The sequence below is a fragment of the Segatella oris genome (assembly GCF_900637655.1).
Taxonomy (GTDB): domain Bacteria; phylum Bacteroidota; class Bacteroidia; order Bacteroidales; family Bacteroidaceae; genus Prevotella; species Prevotella oris.
Window position 1 is genome coordinate 1,377,327 of the sequence record NZ_LR134384.1, and the last position, 16,807, is coordinate 1,394,133.

12 protein-coding genes and 1 pseudogene are annotated in these 16,807 nt (G+C 37.0%); 11 read left to right on the forward strand and 2 right to left on the reverse strand.

Annotation, left to right across the window (positions count from 1 at the left end; all coding sequences use genetic code 11):
- Window positions 1–7 precede the first annotated feature (7 nt).
- Window positions 8–1,417 (reverse strand): DUF4099 domain-containing protein, encoded by a 1,410-nt coding sequence (locus EL210_RS05590; protein WP_018919958.1) that lies wholly within the window; start codon window positions 1,415–1,417, stop codon window positions 8–10.
- A 214-nt stretch (window positions 1,418–1,631) separates the two neighbouring features.
- Between EL210_RS05590 and EL210_RS05595 the strand changes: the two genes are divergently transcribed.
- The 11 genes from EL210_RS05595 to EL210_RS05645 all read left to right on the forward strand — a co-directional run bounded on the left by EL210_RS05595 (window position 1,632) and on the right by EL210_RS05645 (window position 16,282).
- The gene (locus EL210_RS05595; protein ID WP_018919960.1) at window positions 1,632–1,835 is read left to right on the forward strand and encodes a helix-turn-helix transcriptional regulator; all 204 of its coding nucleotides are present in this window, start codon (window positions 1,632–1,634) and stop codon (window positions 1,833–1,835) included.
- Window positions 1,836–1,928: 93 nt separating this feature from the next.
- Window positions 1,929–2,789 (forward strand): DUF4007 family protein, encoded by an 861-nt coding sequence (locus EL210_RS05600; protein ID WP_018919961.1) that lies wholly within the window; start codon window positions 1,929–1,931, stop codon window positions 2,787–2,789.
- The gene (locus tag EL210_RS05605) at window positions 2,776–5,925 is read left to right on the forward strand and encodes a hypothetical protein (RefSeq protein ID WP_018919962.1); all 3,150 of its coding nucleotides are present in this window, start codon (window positions 2,776–2,778) and stop codon (window positions 5,923–5,925) included. The genes EL210_RS05600 and EL210_RS05605 overlap by 14 nt, the downstream gene beginning before the upstream one ends.
- Window positions 5,922–7,031 (forward strand): adenine nucleotide alpha hydrolase family protein, encoded by a 1,110-nt coding sequence (locus EL210_RS05610; protein WP_018919963.1) that lies wholly within the window; start codon window positions 5,922–5,924, stop codon window positions 7,029–7,031. Before EL210_RS05605 ends, EL210_RS05610 begins: the two co-directional genes overlap by 4 nt.
- Window positions 7,032–7,036: 5 nt before the next feature.
- The gene (locus EL210_RS05615; RefSeq protein WP_232000443.1) at window positions 7,037–9,223 is read left to right on the forward strand and encodes a sensor histidine kinase; all 2,187 of its coding nucleotides are present in this window, start codon (window positions 7,037–7,039) and stop codon (window positions 9,221–9,223) included.
- Between the two features lie 9 nt (window positions 9,224–9,232).
- A complete protein-coding gene (locus EL210_RS05620; RefSeq protein ID WP_018919965.1) occupies window positions 9,233–10,342 on the forward strand; it encodes a hypothetical protein in 1,110 nt (369 codons plus the stop codon).
- Between the two features lie 3 nt (window positions 10,343–10,345).
- The gene (locus EL210_RS05625; protein WP_018919966.1) at window positions 10,346–11,008 is read left to right on the forward strand and encodes a hypothetical protein; all 663 of its coding nucleotides are present in this window, start codon (window positions 10,346–10,348) and stop codon (window positions 11,006–11,008) included.
- Between the two features lie 10 nt (window positions 11,009–11,018).
- A complete protein-coding gene (locus EL210_RS05630; RefSeq protein ID WP_018968356.1) occupies window positions 11,019–13,289 on the forward strand; it encodes a DEAD/DEAH box helicase family protein in 2,271 nt (756 codons plus the stop codon).
- Window positions 13,290–13,295: 6 nt separating this feature from the next.
- Window positions 13,296–13,529, forward strand: coding sequence for a hypothetical protein (locus tag EL210_RS05635; protein WP_018919968.1), 234 nt, complete (start codon window positions 13,296–13,298; stop codon window positions 13,527–13,529).
- Entirely contained in the window at window positions 13,526–15,700 is a 2,175-nt protein-coding gene (locus tag EL210_RS05640) for an AAA family ATPase (RefSeq protein ID WP_018919969.1), read from the forward strand. Before EL210_RS05635 ends, EL210_RS05640 begins: the two co-directional genes overlap by 4 nt.
- Before the next feature lie 6 nt (window positions 15,701–15,706).
- A complete protein-coding gene (locus EL210_RS05645) occupies window positions 15,707–16,282 on the forward strand; it encodes a hypothetical protein (protein WP_018919970.1) in 576 nt (191 codons plus the stop codon).
- A gap of 116 nt (window positions 16,283–16,398) precedes the next feature.
- On the opposite strand, the pseudogene EL210_RS05650 reads toward EL210_RS05645, so the two are convergent.
- Window positions 16,399–16,800: pseudogene (locus EL210_RS05650) on the reverse strand (conjugal transfer protein TraG); the annotation flags it as partial.
- Window positions 16,801–16,807 lie beyond the last annotated feature (7 nt).

Below are 16,807 nucleotides of genomic sequence, written 5' to 3' on the forward strand. Positions count from 1 at the left end.
TTTAAGGTTACAATCTACGTCCACGGGACTTCTTCTGCTTGTTCTCGTCCTGCTTTTGCTTCTGCTCGGCAGTAGGTTGTGTCTGTCCCGTTTTGAGAGGCTCTTTCACATCCTTGGTGGCTTCGTTGGTCTTGCCGTGATTATTCACGGCTACCTGCGTTTTGTGTTCTTCGGCTACGGCAACCATCTTTTCTTTGCCAGTTTCCTGCTTCTTGTCAGGATTCCACTTGTAAAAACGTGGGCGGTTCTGTTCCTTGTCCATGCGAACGTATGCGTTGAAAGGTTGTCCCTGTTTGTCCACCATATTCTTTAGATATAGTGTACGACCGCTATCCAAGGCTTCACGCTGTTTATCTGATAGTTCCAGTCCGCAGAGCTTATGGGGTACGCCTTGCTGCTGTGTCTGTTTGTGTTCCTGTCGTTCTCTTAAACTCTTGTTGTCGCCAAAGATAAACTCAATGCCCTTTCGCTCGGCATTGATCTGCAGGGTGGCGTTGAAAGACTTACCGCTCTTAGCAGTCATACCTTCAACCTTTACTGCTTTGCCCTCCACAAGGTCTTTATACTGAGTGTCAGAGAGCGTCACGCCCTTGATTTCTTTGGGGATGTTCACACGGTCGGCGCGCAGGGCTATGATTTCATTCGTCTGCGGATCGATAGAGACGTAAGCAGAAAAAGGCTCAGCGTTCTTAGGTGTTACCTCAATGGTCTTGCCAAGATTACCCGTAGCAAGGAGTTGCTCCTTTTCTTCGGGAGAGAACTTGTAACCCATATAGGGAAAGTCAAGCTGTGGTTCTTTTCTCAAAGGATGAATTGCCAAACCGATATTGCCGTTATCGTCCGTGCGAAAAGCAAGGCGAGCTTCGGTGTAGATGATTGTGTCGCCAATGGGAACGGCAATCGTCAAGAGATTGCTCTTCTGCCAATTGAGCATCTTTTCCAATTCTCCACTCTGCTTCAATCGCTCACGGGTAAGTCCGAGATTATCGAGTTGCTTCCAATCAACCTTCGACTCATCGATAGCAGTAGCATTCTTCTGCTGGGGAAGATAGTCCTCAAAGGGAACGCCCATCTCAGCCAGCTGCTGATTGCTTTCTGGCTTTTCACGGCTTTGTAGCATGGTGCGCAGATTGTCCACGCCCTGCTCCACATTGTCTGCCAATACCTTGTACAGTCCAAAATGAGTCGGGTTATTGAACTGTTTGAGGAAGTTGGCCATGAAGTTCTTCAGCAGTCCGTCCTTGTTGTTGAACTTCAAGAACGCTGCCTGATTGGCAGCAATTGCCTCAGTGGTTTTAAGGTTTCCCTTTTCGTCAACACTGGATACGACGGACAATTTACCCGCTTCCTGTTCATTCTTTACCTCCGTGCGGTCTTCCAGGACCAGCACGTAATTGTCATTACTGTTTGATTCCATTTTTTGTATTTAAGATGAATAAATAACTATTTTCTGCAAAAATACATGTATAAAACAAGCCTTTTATAAGGCAAGGATATAGCAGGAAATGATGGGGAAATATTGGAAATATGAAGATTTTTCGGAATTTCTGTGAACGTTCTTGCTTAATCTGATCAGAAAAGAGTACCTTTGTGTGGAATTTAATCATTGTCCAGATAAATAAAATCATCGTATGGCGATAATAAATAGAATCAAAATTATGCTTGTTGAAAAACAACGAACAAGCAAATGGCTTGCAGAACAACTCGGAAAGTCGGAAAATACTGTCTCGAAATGGTGTTCCAACAAGGTTCAACCCTCTTTGGAAAATCTTTACGAAATTGCTAAGCTGTTAGATATAGAAGTACGTTCTTTAATTTGTTCTTCAAAAGAATAAGTATGAATCTATTACGTATTCTTTTGATAATAGATACTAAGAAATCTATTAGTGATAGACATTTTGCTAAAAGCTTTAATTGTAATTCTAACTATGGTTATAACTAAATATACATTTTCAGGACACGAATCATTCCCCTGTAAGACATTGTGGCTTAAAAAAGGATATGATTTTGTTCTAGAAAATAATGATTGGAACAATCTTTACTCTGTTGTTAAACTCGGAGTTGGGAAAAATATGGTAGCATCTATACGTTATTGGATGCGATCTTTTGGTCTAATAAATAATGATGGGGTAACTGATGTTGCTCATCTAATTTTTGATTCAAATAGTGGTACAGATCCTTTTATGGAAGATCTAGGTACATTATGGCTTTTACATTACCAACTTGTAAGATCTAATGAAGCAACCCTTTATAATTTATTTTTTACACGATTTCAGCGAGAACGTATGACTTTTGACAGAAATCATGTTGTTGCATTTGTCAAACGTTTTATGCTTGAGAATGGGAAAATAAAACAGTTTAACGAAAATACTATAAAAAAAGACGTTGGCGTTCTTTTGCAAAACTATACTCTTTCACGCACACCCTCTTCTATGGAAGATTATTCTGTTCTATTAGCAGATTTAGATTTAATATCGTTATCAAGTGATGAAAAACAATACTCTTTTAATATTGAAGGAAAGAGACAATTACCTATTGAGATACTCCTTTACGCTATCGTTAAGGAAAAAGGTAATACTGATAGTGTAGACTATGATACACTTCAGATGATAGGCAATGTATTCTGTCTTAACGATATGGGGCTCATCAATATACTTATGAAACTACAGACAAAATTCCCAAATATATTTCGTTATACCGATACAGCAGGATTGAGACAAGTACAATTTCTCAAGAGAGTGCTACCCTACGAAGTTCTTAAATATTACTATAGAAATGAAGAATTATAGTCCATCGGCCAATATAGAATCCGGGGTTACAGGTAATGAAAAATACATTATTACACCCAATGTTCAAAAAGTAGCGGGCGAAATCGTTAATCAGTATCAAGCAGGCATTCATTCTTTTACCATCATTGGGACATATGGTACAGGAAAGTCGTGTTTCCTTCTGAAATTAGAACGAGACCTAATTGGATTTGATTCTGAGGCTGCTTTGATAAAAAGCCTAAGAGTCTTAGCTCCAGTTAGCGGAGTTGACATACTAAACATAATTGGAGAGTATTCTTCATTAGAGCGGCTAATAATTGATAAATTAAATAAGAAGGCGAATGGAGATACTGCGATAGAACTATTAAAAAACTATTACAATAGATTGAAAAGGCAGAATAAAATGCTAGTAATAGTCATTGATGAATTTGGTAAACTTCTTGAACACGCAGCAAAAAATGAAGTTGAGAAAGAACTATACTTTGTGCAACAGCTGGCAGAGTTTGTCAATATGCCTGAAAGAAATATTCTTTTGCTAACAACTCTCCATCAAAATTTTAGTTCATATGCATCCAAACTCAGTTCGGTTCAAAAGAACGAATGGACAAAAGTAAAAGGACGCTTCCAAGAAGTGGTGTTTGCAGAACCTGTAGAGCAGTTGTTGTATATGGCTGCGGAGTCTCTTAACAATGAGGTTATCAATGCTGACATGCAGGTATCTAGTATTTATGCAATGGCTCTAAAGTGTAAGCTTATAGTGCCGACACTCAAAGAAGAGACGATACGAAAACTCTTTCCTTTAGATGCATTTTCTGCAGTAATACTCACAAAGGCTATTCAAAAATATGGCCAGAATGAACGTTCTTTGTTTTCATTTCTGAATGCTAATGGATCTCATGCTCTGAATTCTTTTGAGCCTACGCCTACTTGTACATATAATTTGAGTATAGTTTATGATTATCTTGTAGCTTATTTCCATTCATATTTGTCTGATGCAAATGCAGATTCAATGGGATGGAGAGCTATCCTTGTAGCCATAGAACGTGTGGAAACTGCCGACTGGAAGACTACTCAATTAATGGAGGAAGCAATAAAGACAATAAAAGCAATCGGTCTTCTCAATATTTTTGGAGGGGCGGGATTCTCTATGTCAAAGAATGAGCTTGTCGATTATATGAAACAAGCTATGTCAATAGATTTTGCAGAAAATTTACTAGATGAACTGATTCGACGTCGTATTATAAGGTATGCAGAGTACAAATCACGATTTATCCTGTTTGAAGGGACTGATGTAAACATTGAAGATGAAATTATAAAAGCTTCGACTATTGTATCTATTCCAACGAACCCTGTTGATTCTCTTAGAGACATTTTAGGCAATCATATAGTTCCTGTTAAGGCATATTATTACTATAGTGGTACACCTCGCTATTTTGAGTATCTTCTCTCTGAAAGTCCTTTGGATTTAATTCCAGTTGGAGAAGTTGATGGGTTTATTGAATTAATTTTCTCAACAAATGAAAATACAACAGATGAGGTACGAAAGTTTAGTGCAAATTGCGAATATGCACGTGTATTTGCAGTTTTCAACAATACAGAATCTTTTATTTTACATTTGCACAAAATACAGATTTATGACTATATCATTCAAAAAACTTTGATAGATAAGACTGATCATATTGCCTTACGTGAAATTAACAATCTAAAGTCATATGAACATAACTTGTTAAAAAAAGAGCTTAAAGAAAGCCTATTCTCATATAATGGACACGTCGTCTGGTTCTACAAGGGAGAAGAAAAGATAATAAAGAATCAGCGAGACTTCAATTCTTTATTATCTTATGTTTGCAAGGATGTTTATCCTCTTAGTCCTGTTATAAGTAATGAACTTATTAATCGTCATAAACTGAGCGGAAGCATATCTGCCGCACGTATAAAATACTTACAAGCCCTTATTGGTGAATCAGAAAAAGACGATTTTGGATGGGACAAAGAGAAATGCCCTCCAGAGAAATCAATCTATTACACTCTACTCAAAACGACGGGCTTACACAAAGGCGGAGAATTTGCAGAAGAGCCGACAGTAGATAGCATTATGCCCTTATGGAATGCCTGTGAGAGTTTTCTTCGTAGTACTCAAGATAAATCGCGAAAAATATCTGAACTGATTAAGATGCTATCCGAAAAACCCTACAAGGTAAAGATGGGAGTATTGGATTTCTGGATTCCTACATATTTGTATATGAAGCGGCTTGACTATTCTCTATTTGGAAGTAATGGTATGTATATCCCGGAAGTCAATATGGAATTCTTTGATTTATTAAAGAAGCATCCTTCAGATTTTAGTATAAAGGCATATACAGAAGATGGTGTAAAAATAAAATTCTATAACCAATATCGAAGGTTTATCAATGTAAGTGAAGACGAAAAGATTAAAGGAGACAAGTTTATAGAAACAATAAAACCTTTCTTTTCTTTTTATAGCCGTCTGAATGATTATGCTAAATACACACGTAAATTTGACAATATTACAACTCTTCGTTTTCGAGATGTATTGGCTAAAGCCAAGGATCCGGAGAAGACGTTTTTTGAGGATTTACCTGAAGCTTTAGGATACGATAAAAAATCTCTTGACAATGAGGTGTTTGTAAAAAATTATTGCAATCTCATCCAAAAGGCTGTGAGAGAACTTCGTTCGTGTTATAATGCGCTAATAGATCGAATAGAAGGACAATTAATCGAAAGGCTTGAACTACAAGGATATGAATATTCAGATTACATCATTGAGATTCGTCATCGTCTTTCACATATAAAAGAACATCTCCTGTCGGACAAGCAACATGATTTTTATAATCACGTTATGACAATATTCGACAATCGACAAGAATGGTTTCAAAGTATTGCATATGCTGCTCTGGATCAACCTCTTGAGCGTTTAAAAGATGACCAAGAGGAACAACTAATAGATAATATCGTATATCTCTTCCGTGAGTGTGAGAAACACTCTATTGTTTCTGAAGCCATGTCTTTTCAAATAAATGCTGAAGAGAGAAAACGCTCTAAAGAGTTAGAAACGAAAATAGAGAAGCTATTGTCAGAGGATGTTAATCTCAATATCTATGCTTTGATGAATTTATTGAAAAAGAAAATGAAATGACAAACGTAAGACATATACTCGGCATATCAGGAGGCAAAGATAGTGCTGCCCTTTCTATCTATCTAAAGCAGAAATATCCTCAGATGAAGATAGAGTATTACAATTCTGACACGGGTTGCGAGTTGGAAGAGACCGAGAGGCTAATAGATAAACTTGAAGCCTATTTAGGGAGTATTAAGCGATTACGTGCAGCAGAAAGGAGTCCCGAAGCAACTCCCTTTGACCACTTTCTGAAAGCCTGTGGTGGATTTCTTCCATCTCCACAAGCTCGATGGTGTACGCAAAAAATGAAATTAGCTGAATTTGAACAATATGTTGGAGATGATTATGCGGTATCTTATGTCGGCATACGCGGTGATGAAAATCGTGATGGATACATCTCCTCAAAGCCCAATATCCAAGCGGTCTTTCCTTTCCGAAGAAATATTTGGAGCATTGACATTATTAATAAGATTCTCCATAATGATCAGCGGGAACAACTAATTGATATCTATAATCATTTTTATTCGGAGTCCCAGCAAGAAAAAATTATGGGAATATTAAAAAGACCACTTAGTAAACAGTTTTATTATTCTAAAACGCTTAATGCTTTACTTGACATTGACGTAAAATTATTCAACCGCGTAGTTTTTGAGTATCTAAAGACCACAGACTACCCAGTGGGAAAATTGGATTCATTTCCACTAATAGATAATGATGAAGTTCTCGTCAAGGAGGATATATTTCGTTTGTTGCACGAAAGTGGAGTTGGAGTTCCTGCATATTACGAAAAGATACCTTTTGAAGTTGATGGAAAGATTGGAACATATTGTCGAAGCCGTTCAGGCTGTTATTTCTGTTTCTACCAGCAGAAAATTGAATGGGTTTGGCTTTATGAACAGCATCCTGACCTATTTAAAAAAGCAATGGAATACGAAAAAGATGGTTACACCTGGAATCAAGGTGAGAGTTTGGAAGACTTAATTAAGCCTGAACGTATACGTCAAATTAAGTTAGATGCTATTAAACGACAAGAACAAAGAGCAAAGATGAACAGCAATTCTTTGTTGGTAGATATATTCACGGACGATGATAATGACGTTTTATGTGCAAATTGTTTTATATAGAAAGTATGGATGCGCAGAAAGAAATAAAGAAAGTCGGTTTTACTGTAGATGCTGGACTTATTCAAAGATTGGGATATGAATTGGTCGGTCGTGCAGAAACAGCTGTATCGGAATTGATTAAAAATTCCTATGATGCTGATGCAACGGTAGTTGATGTAGATTTTATTGATTCAAATGAAATTGGCGGAAAACTATTCATCTCAGATAATGGTGCCGGTATGTCAGAGAGTCAGTTGATTAATGGATTTATGAGAATTTCATCGACTGATAAAGTGCATAATCCTACTTCTGCAAGATTGCATAGGACAAAAGCTGGTAAAAAAGGTATTGGTCGATTCGCGGCTCAACGATTGGGAGAAAAATTGGTTATTGTTACACAAACTAAAGAATCTAAAAGTGCTATCCGGATTGAAATTGATTGGAATGAGTATTCGATAGACAGAGATTTAACATCTATCACTTTCCCTATTGAAACTGTTCAAAAAGAAAAATCTGAAGGTACAGTTATTGAGATCCACAGTCTTAGAGAGAGATGGACCGAAGCTGCTATTAAACGCATTTATAGATATGTCTTAGATTTATTTCAACCGGATTATTTGTCTGAACGAAGTAAAATCGACAGTATTGCAGTTCAAAACGAAGAGTCGTTCAAAGTGAATTTCAACTTAGTTTTCAATGATAAAAAGTATCCATTTCTAAACGACCAAATTTCTGTGTTCGATAAATCCTTAGCTGTTTTTGAAGGCTATATTAATAAGGAACATTGTGGGCTGGTAAACGTAAAAAGTGATAGTTTACACATCAATGATATTCTTGAAATTGAACACAAAGAAGATGATAACAAGTTTTCTGCTCTTTCAGATGTTTATTTTAAAATTCATTACTTCATTTACGATAGACCTCAATATTATGGAGATAAGCTTTCTGGTCTTGAATTAAAAAAAATACAAGAATTATCAAAAACAATTGGTGGTGTTAGGTTATATAGAAATGGATTCAGAGTATTACCATACGGAGAACCAAAGGATGATTGGACAAACATTGACAAACGTTGGAGCACGGAGTCTGGAAAAACAAATATCCCTCTAAACAATCAGAATTTGTTTGGCTTTGTGGAAATAATTGACCCAACAGGTGATATATTTGAAGAAACAGCTAGTCGAGAAGGGCTAATAGAAAATGAAGCATTCCACCAGTTGTCTGATTTTATTAACAAATCTCTTATTGCCGTTAGAGGTCGGATTGCAGAGAAAATAAAATGCTTCAAAGGCAGCCAAAACAATGATGATTTTACTCAAAATTCAGAGAAAAAAGAGCAAACAACTCTGGAAATGTTCGAAAAATTAAAGAAGATCCTTGACTATAAATCTGATCAAAATACAGAAAAACAGAATAGCGAACAATTCTCAGAAAATGACAGAGAAGAAGGGTTGGAAATTATAAAAAAACTGGAAAATCTAATTGAAGAAGCAGGAATGCTTCGAGTATTAGCCGGTTTAGGTCTTACGATTGGAGAATTTACACATGAGATGAAGCAATTCCATTCATCTGTTTATGGATATATCAGCAAATTAAATCAGATGCAACTTGCGGTTGAGGTACAGAGCCAATTAGATGGAATAAAAACAGATTTCGATAACCTATTTAGTTATACTGAGTATTTTGGAACAACGATATCTCAAAATATAAATAGAAAGAAATCACCAATAGATTTGTTGGCAACTTTGGATAGATTTTGCAACATAATAAAAAATGACTTGGAAAAAAATCAAATTGAGCTCCAAATTACTGCATTTGACTTTGATGCTATCACAATACCTATGCACAGTTCTGAATGGAATTCAATTTTGTATAATTTATACACAAATTCAAGAAAAGCCATAAAGAGGGCAAAAGTGGCAGGTAAAATTTTGGTCGAAGTTGGCGTTGAAAATGAAGATACGTTTATCAACTTTCACGATAATGGAGACGGTATCCCAAAGGAAAATGAACATAGGATTTTTAATGCATTCTTTTCAACTTCTACACCTGCAAGTTTTGACGCTCCTAACGAAGAACAGTTGATTGGGACAGGTCTTGGACTAAAAATAGTAAAAGACATTGTGGTTTCATACAAAGGGAATGTCTGTGTTGTATCCCCCAATCAAGGATATTCTACGTGCTTAAAAATTACGATTAGTAAAAACAAATAAACATTTTCTATGACAACAAAATTCTATTATATTGACGACGATCCTAATTCTCAAAATAAAGTACAAGGTTTTGAGAATGAAGATTTAGACATTGTTGCAATGCAACATAAAGACTCTTGGGAAGAAGAATTTTCGTTCTTGAACGATGAGAAAGACCAATTTGATGGGATAATTCTTGATTTGAAACTTGATGATTTACCAAATAGTAATGGTAAAAGAGCCGATTTTCGAGGAACTTCTCTTGCACAAGAAATTAGGACGAGACAAAAAGAGGGAAGCATGAATAGTTTCCCGATTATCCTGTTTTCTGCGAATGATAAAACCCAACAAGCATTGGAAAATTCGGGAAAAGATTTGTTTGATATTCTTATCAATAAATCAATGTTGGATGACATTGCATTTTCTCGTTTTACTCCTCAATTAATTGATTTATCTGATGGCTACAAGCGTTTGACGGATTCTTCATTAGCAATAATAAACGAGGTCTTGCAAATTGATGAAATGATTCTTGACAGTAGATTTGTTGGCGAGTATAATAAAAACAAGGAGTGTCCAGTACATATTCAATCAAGATTCTTAATTACAGAATTTTTGACAAAACAGGGATTAGTAATTGATGAAGATGTACTTGCAGCAAGACTTGGTATTGATAAGTCTAATTCTGATGATTGGCCTAATTTGTTGAAAAGATTATCGGAAGCCAAGTATCAAGGTGTGTTTTGCAATGGGTGGCCTCGTTGGTGGATGCAATTGGTGGAACAATGGTGGACTGAAACTATCAAAGCTGAAACTTTTTTGCGTTCGACACCTGCAGCCGAAAGAGTTGAAAAGATAAAAGAAGTTACTGAACTACCAGGATTAGTTGCCGCAAAAAAAATAGACAAGTCAGAAAGTGACGAATTCTGGACTGTTTGCAAAGGTTTTGGTCAGCCATTAGATCCAATAGATGGAATGTTAATCCAAGGCCAAGATAATTTGTATTCTTGGCAAGAACCTGAATATGTTTCAATTGAAGCTGCACTATGGAGAAAAAACATTGATAACTGGGTAAGCGTTGCAGATATTGAAAAAGAAAAATATGAAAATTTGAAAGTATTGTATTCACGCAAAAAGCAATAAGATATGGGAAACTATGCAACGGAAATACAAAATATTGCAACCATTCTCAAGAAGAATAGACTATGTTCTGACACTTCCCCATTAACTAATGGTTACAATAATGGAAAATGCAATGTCGCAAAGCTGAAATTCAATATAAGTAATGTTCCACGGAATACGAAACCCGCAGTAGATTTCTTGGCTGTTATTTTAGATGTTGCTTTCGATGAAAAAACGGGTACAGACATTCCCGTTACTAATTATTTTTTTAAGGTAACAGTTGAAGGACTAGATGGTAGTAATAATGTAAAATCGTCTTGGCATTTGGATTATGATAGCAATAATGGGCAAGATTATGTTCATCCTTATTTCCATTTAACTTGGGGTGGTGATACAATAAAAAAAATGAATTTAGGGAATGTATTGCTTTTGCCAACTCCTCGAATTTCATACCCGCCTATGGATATTATATTGGGGATAGATTTTGTACTTTCTAATTTTGTAAAAGCAGAAATTTACAAGAAAATTCAGAGTGATTCACAATATAAAGCTGCAGTGAAAAAGGCACAAGAAAAACTATGGAAACCTTATATGTTGTCATTAGCTCATCATTGGTGTAAAAATATATGTTCTAATGTTCATTTGAATACTATTACTGCTACGAATTTCCATCCAACATTGATATAGGTTAATTGCAATGCTAAAAGAAGTGATATTTCCAGCACACCGCCATTTTAAATCGCGGACAGAGTGGGAACCTATAGGCTTCTTCTCTGATTGTTTGTGTAATGCCACTAGATTTGATTTAATGTTAGGGTTCTTTTCCTCTTCTGCAATTAATATCTTAGCTGATGGTTTCGCATCGTTTCTATATAATGGTGGACGTATGAATCTAATTGTAAACGACATTCTGACTGAGCAAGATAAAAATGCCATTGCCAGTGGTGAACTTGATTTGTACATACCATTTTTCGATATAACTGACATCGAAAAACTAAAAAATATATTGTCAGAACGAGATACTCATTTCTTCGAATGCCTTGCCTGGCTTATCCGCAACAATCGGCTTGACATTAGAATTATTGCCCCAAAAGATGGCATTGGTATTTCGCACACCAAAACAGGTATTTTTAGTGATGGAGTGAATAAAGTCTGTTTCGATGGCTCTTGCAACTTTTCACGGTCGGCATTGATTGACAATATCGAAAGCCTTACGGCTTTCTGCGATTGGGACGGCAATCCAGCATCCGCTACCATAAATAAAATCAACGGAGAGTTTGAACTTGTGTTTACAGGCAAAGATGAGAATGTTGTTTTTGTTCCAACCGACAGAGTGAAAACCCATATTGCAGAATCGTTCAAAAATAAGGAACTGAAGGATTTACTGGAAGATGAATACAAGTTTATTCAGCAGGATATTGCTGATAAGTTATTGCCAAAATCTGTGACTAAGGCGTTGGAAAAAGCCAAAAACAAAGTTGAGTTCGAGATAGAGAGAATCAAGAAGCAAGGCGAAACTATTGAGTCAATTGATTTTGGTAAGCCTAGTTTCCCATACGAATCTGGTCCACGTGAATATCAGAAACAAGCATTTGAGAATTGGAAGCATAATAAGCAGAAAGGCTTGTTTGTAATGGCGACAGGTACGGGCAAAACTATTACCTCTCTGAATTGTCTTCTTGAGATCTACAACAAGTTAGGCTACTACAAAGCCATTATCCTTGTTCCGACCATTACACTTGTCGAACAATGGGAATCTGAATGTAAAAAGTTCAATTTTAGAACAATCATAAAAGTTTGCTCAAAGTATAACAATTGGAAATCGGCGGTGGCTAATCTTCGCTTGCTCGAAATGACGAACGCCAGCAATGATTTGTCATACATTATCATATCAACTTACGCATCGTTTGTCCGTTCCAATGTTTTTATGGAATTGAACCAATTCCCCAAAAATAAACTTTTATTTATCGCTGACGAGGCTCACAATATGGGTGGCGGATTGATGGCTCAGCGCCTTTCTGATATAAAATATTTGCGTCGCATAGGACTTTCTGCTACACCCGAAAGGCAGTTTGATGATACGAGTAACCGAAAACTGATGGATTTCTTTGGCTGTGCCAACAATTACACCTTTGAATATTCAATGGCTGAAGCCATTCAAAAAGGTGCTTTGTGCCGTTATTATTACTATCCACACATTGTTCGACTGACCGAAAACGAAATGGCTGATTATGTTGAACTTTCAAAAAAGATAGTCAAAATAATGGGCTTTCACGATGAGGAAAGTTTGAAACGATTGAAAATGCTTTTACTAAAACGCAAACGTATCATTCACAAAGCAGCCAACAAGTTGTCCGCTTTCCAACAGATTGTTCAACAGCGTATGGAAGAAAAGAACAGTCTGAAATACACGTTGGTCTATGTTCCAGAAGGCAACAAGCCCGACAATTTCGAGGCAGATATTTTCGATCAATCCGACACCATCGATTCCGACCCTGAAACAGAACATCTGATTGACGTTTTCACTCGCATTGTCCGTGATATGAATTCTCATATCATTGTCCGTCAGTTTACTTCTGAATCAACCGACCGCGATGCCATGCTCAAAGGCTTTACCGATGGCAACATTGATGTGCTTACCTCGATGAAGTGTTTGGATGAAGGTGTTGATGTGCCGCGAAGCGAATTGGCTATATTCTGTGCAAGCACAGGGAACCCACGCCAATTCATTCAACGCCGTGGTCGTGTCCTACGTACACACAAAGACAAACGCTTCGCCATCATTCACGACCTCATCGTAATACCTGACAATGTGTTTGATGAAGAATGCTACGCTTTGGAGAAAAGCCTTGTGCAAAGCGAGTTGAGACGTGTCCGTGATTTTGCATTATTGTCAGAGAATCTGAATGATACCGACAACGAACTGCAAGAAGTATTAAATCATTATAATTTATCCATATTTAATTAGTGAAATATGAGTACATATAAAACAAACGGTGATAAGATTTTACAGGCTGTAATTGCTGATGAACAGCTTCTCAATTTCTATGGCTACAATCCCGATAATTTCAGGTCAATTTCAGAAGCCTTGGATTCTGAAATAGCAGTAATCCAAGCCATAGCACAAATTATCAACCGAAATGAGCAAAAAGCTACCGAAAGGGAAATCTACAATGAAGTCAGTAACTTTTTAAAAGCAAACATATGATTATCAAAGATATAAAAATAAATAACTTCCGTAGTTACTACGGAAGCAATAACCTTTCGTTATCAAAAGGTCTAACTTTGGTTATCGGAGATAATGGTGATGGTAAAACGACCTTATTTGAAGCGTTGGAATGGCTGTTCGACACGACGGGCGAGAACAGAAAAGATTCACACATTTCCGAAAAGCGTAAATCAGAATTAGAAATTGGTGAAAGTGATGAGGTCTCGGTAAGCATAACCTTTGAACATGATGGTGAGAAAGAGATAGAAAAGAGTTTCACTTTTGAGAGAATATCCGGAGACAACATTCGTACAAAGGATTACAAGTTTGTCGGATATTCCATTGTTGGTGCGGAACGTCATTCCATAGCCGGCGACAAGCTGTTGAATGGGTGTTTTGAGCCTGTCTTACGCAAATATTGTTTGTTCAAAGGGGAAAACGAACTCAATGTTTTCGACAATGACACTGCGTTGAAAACGTTGGTTGATACGTTTTCGGGAATCAGGGATTTTGACAAATTGGTTGATTTGACATCAAATTTTGAGCAAAGCTCTGCAAGAGCGGCAAACCGTGAATTGCAAAACGATAAGAAAGTATCGAAGCAAGCGAAAGAATTGAATACACAACTGAATGATGTTACAAACGACATTCAAAGCATCAAGACAGAACTCAATCAAAAGAAAATCTCAATCAATGAATTTTCGTCGAAGTTGGAATTGCTAGAAAAGAACCAAGAAACATCGGAACGCTACCAAGCCATAAAAGAACGTATCAAAGGGTTGAAAGACAAGCAGGCGAAGTTGGTGGCGTGGTCATCGTGCGAGTACAGCACTAACTTGTTGGATGAATATTGGATTTTACGTTCCTTCCCTGCAATCATAAAAGAGTTTTCCGCAAAAGTTTCTGCTTTGAGCAAAGAGAAACGAAGACTTGACAAACAGGAAACAGAACGTCGTGCGAAAGAGGCTGGAGAACGTGAGGCTATTTCAAAAATTCAAAAACTTGCCAATGATGCCGTTCCTTTGCCATGGAATTTGCCCGATGAGGCGACAATGAAAGAAATGATTGATGATGAAATCTGTAAAGTCTGCGGTCGCCCTGCCCCCAAAGATTCGGAGGCTTACGAATTTATGTGTAATAAACTGAATGAATATCTTGCCCATATAGCAGCGGAGGCCAATAAAAATTCAAGTTTAAAAGAGGATGATGATAAGCCGCTGTTTCCAAATTCTTTTATCAATGAATTACATTCTCGCCAAATCAAATTAAGTGGCGACACAGAGCAGGAGATTGCAAAGATTGCAACAACAATTTCAGATCGTTTGGAATTTGTTGCGAAAAGAAAGGCGGAATTGGCAGAGGTAGATAAACAGCTGCAAGAGTTGGAAATAGAACAAAATGATTTGCTGATGCAATCAGGTTTAAGCACAGATTTGCTAGATAAGACTATATCTGATTTAAGAGGTTTCTTTGATGCTAAAAGTCGTGCTGAAAGCCGTGTTTCAGAATTGGAAACCACTCTAAAATACAAGGAGAGTGCAAGAGACGAAATACAAGAAAAACTGTCGCAACTTGAACCGACAAGTTCTATGACACAGGTATATCAGCGTGTGCATATTGCATTTGAGAAGATAACCAAAACATTCGCTAACGCAAGAGAGCAGAATGTTAATAATTTTCTTCAAATTCTTGAGAATGAATCAAATAAATATTTACAGAAGTTGAATAAAAACGACTTCTATGGAATAATTCGCATCAGAAAAACCCTCAACAGTTCTGCACGTATTGAACTCTATAGTGATAACGGAACTCGAATCGAAAATCCAAACGGTGCACTGAAGACAACTATGTATATGTCGGTCCTGTTTGCCATTTCTCAAATCACAACATTGAAACGCGAACAAGACTATCCATTGATCTTTGATGCCCCAACATCCTCATTCGGCGGTTTCAAGGAAGATACTTTCTACAATGTAATAGATACCATTGATAAGCAATGTGTTATCGTTACGAAAGACTTGCTCAATATCGACAAAGTAACAGGAAAAAAGGTGTTGGATTTCGACACAATCAATATACTTTCTTGTTCTGTCTTCCGGATTGAGAAAGTAGAACCATTCAATGACAAGGATTTGTCAACCATTCAAACAATTGTTAAACAGGTAAAATAACAAATTATGGCGACAGAAAAAATATATGATTTGTGGGCAAACCGAAATCCACAATGGGAAAAAAGATACGAAGACAGCATCATCAAAAACTTTTGTGACTATGGCCGTGGTGCAACTTCTTTACGTGAAGACAGAGGAAAAGTCTTTGGTGGTGGTTATGAAATATTCATTGTCGCATTTTTTATGGGACTTTATTTCAACCAAAAGCGACCACTCATAGAGGACACACAAAAACGCAAGACTTTCGGACAGCCCATTCAATATTGGGGCAATTTAGACTCTGTCAAAGGACGAAAAGCCTATCCGAAACTCCGGGAGTATATTTTCACCGCTCTTGTTTCCCGTACCGACATTGATTTCATTGCTTTGGAAAAAGGCGAAATGACATCACGAAAAGCGGTTGACATGCTTATGCAGACAATGGAGGAGTACGCCAATTGGGGGTTTCATTTTATGGAGGATAAACTGACCGATGCCCCTAATTATTTCTTTCGTGAAACTGCATTTTTAGAAGTATTTTTAGCTTTTGATGCCGCAGCTTCTGAAAATATAAATGAAGATGAACCAGAATCATTAGATTAAGCATATTCATATTGATCAAACACAGTAGAAGAGAATGTCTTATTTATTTTATATCTAATTGAATTTATTGTATATCAGATTCTATTACCAATACGGGATTCTGAACTTAGGCTTCACTAATCTCCATTCTTTATTAGATGACATAAACTTGGAGTGGTCTTAATTATTCTAATCTCATTATCAACAAGTGTTAGTATCTCTTTTTTTACACGCTTATAGTTGGCTTCGATGGTCTCGTTGAGAGCGTCGGAGCCATTTTCGTTTGTAAAGTCTGCTATCACAGGTATGGGTTGGTAGGCTTTCATCTCGGCAGATACCTTGACACTGTCCACCACAATCTCTGCATGAAAAATCTTCTGGTTGATGCGTTCATCAAAGTTGTCTGATACTGCCCCCACAAACATTCCTTGCGTAAGGTTACTGATTTTGGATGCAGGGATAAGGCTATCCATCTGAGTGGAAATAGATGTGGATTTGTCATTGCGGTTGATGGTCATAGACTGCCGTTGCTGGAGCACATTACTT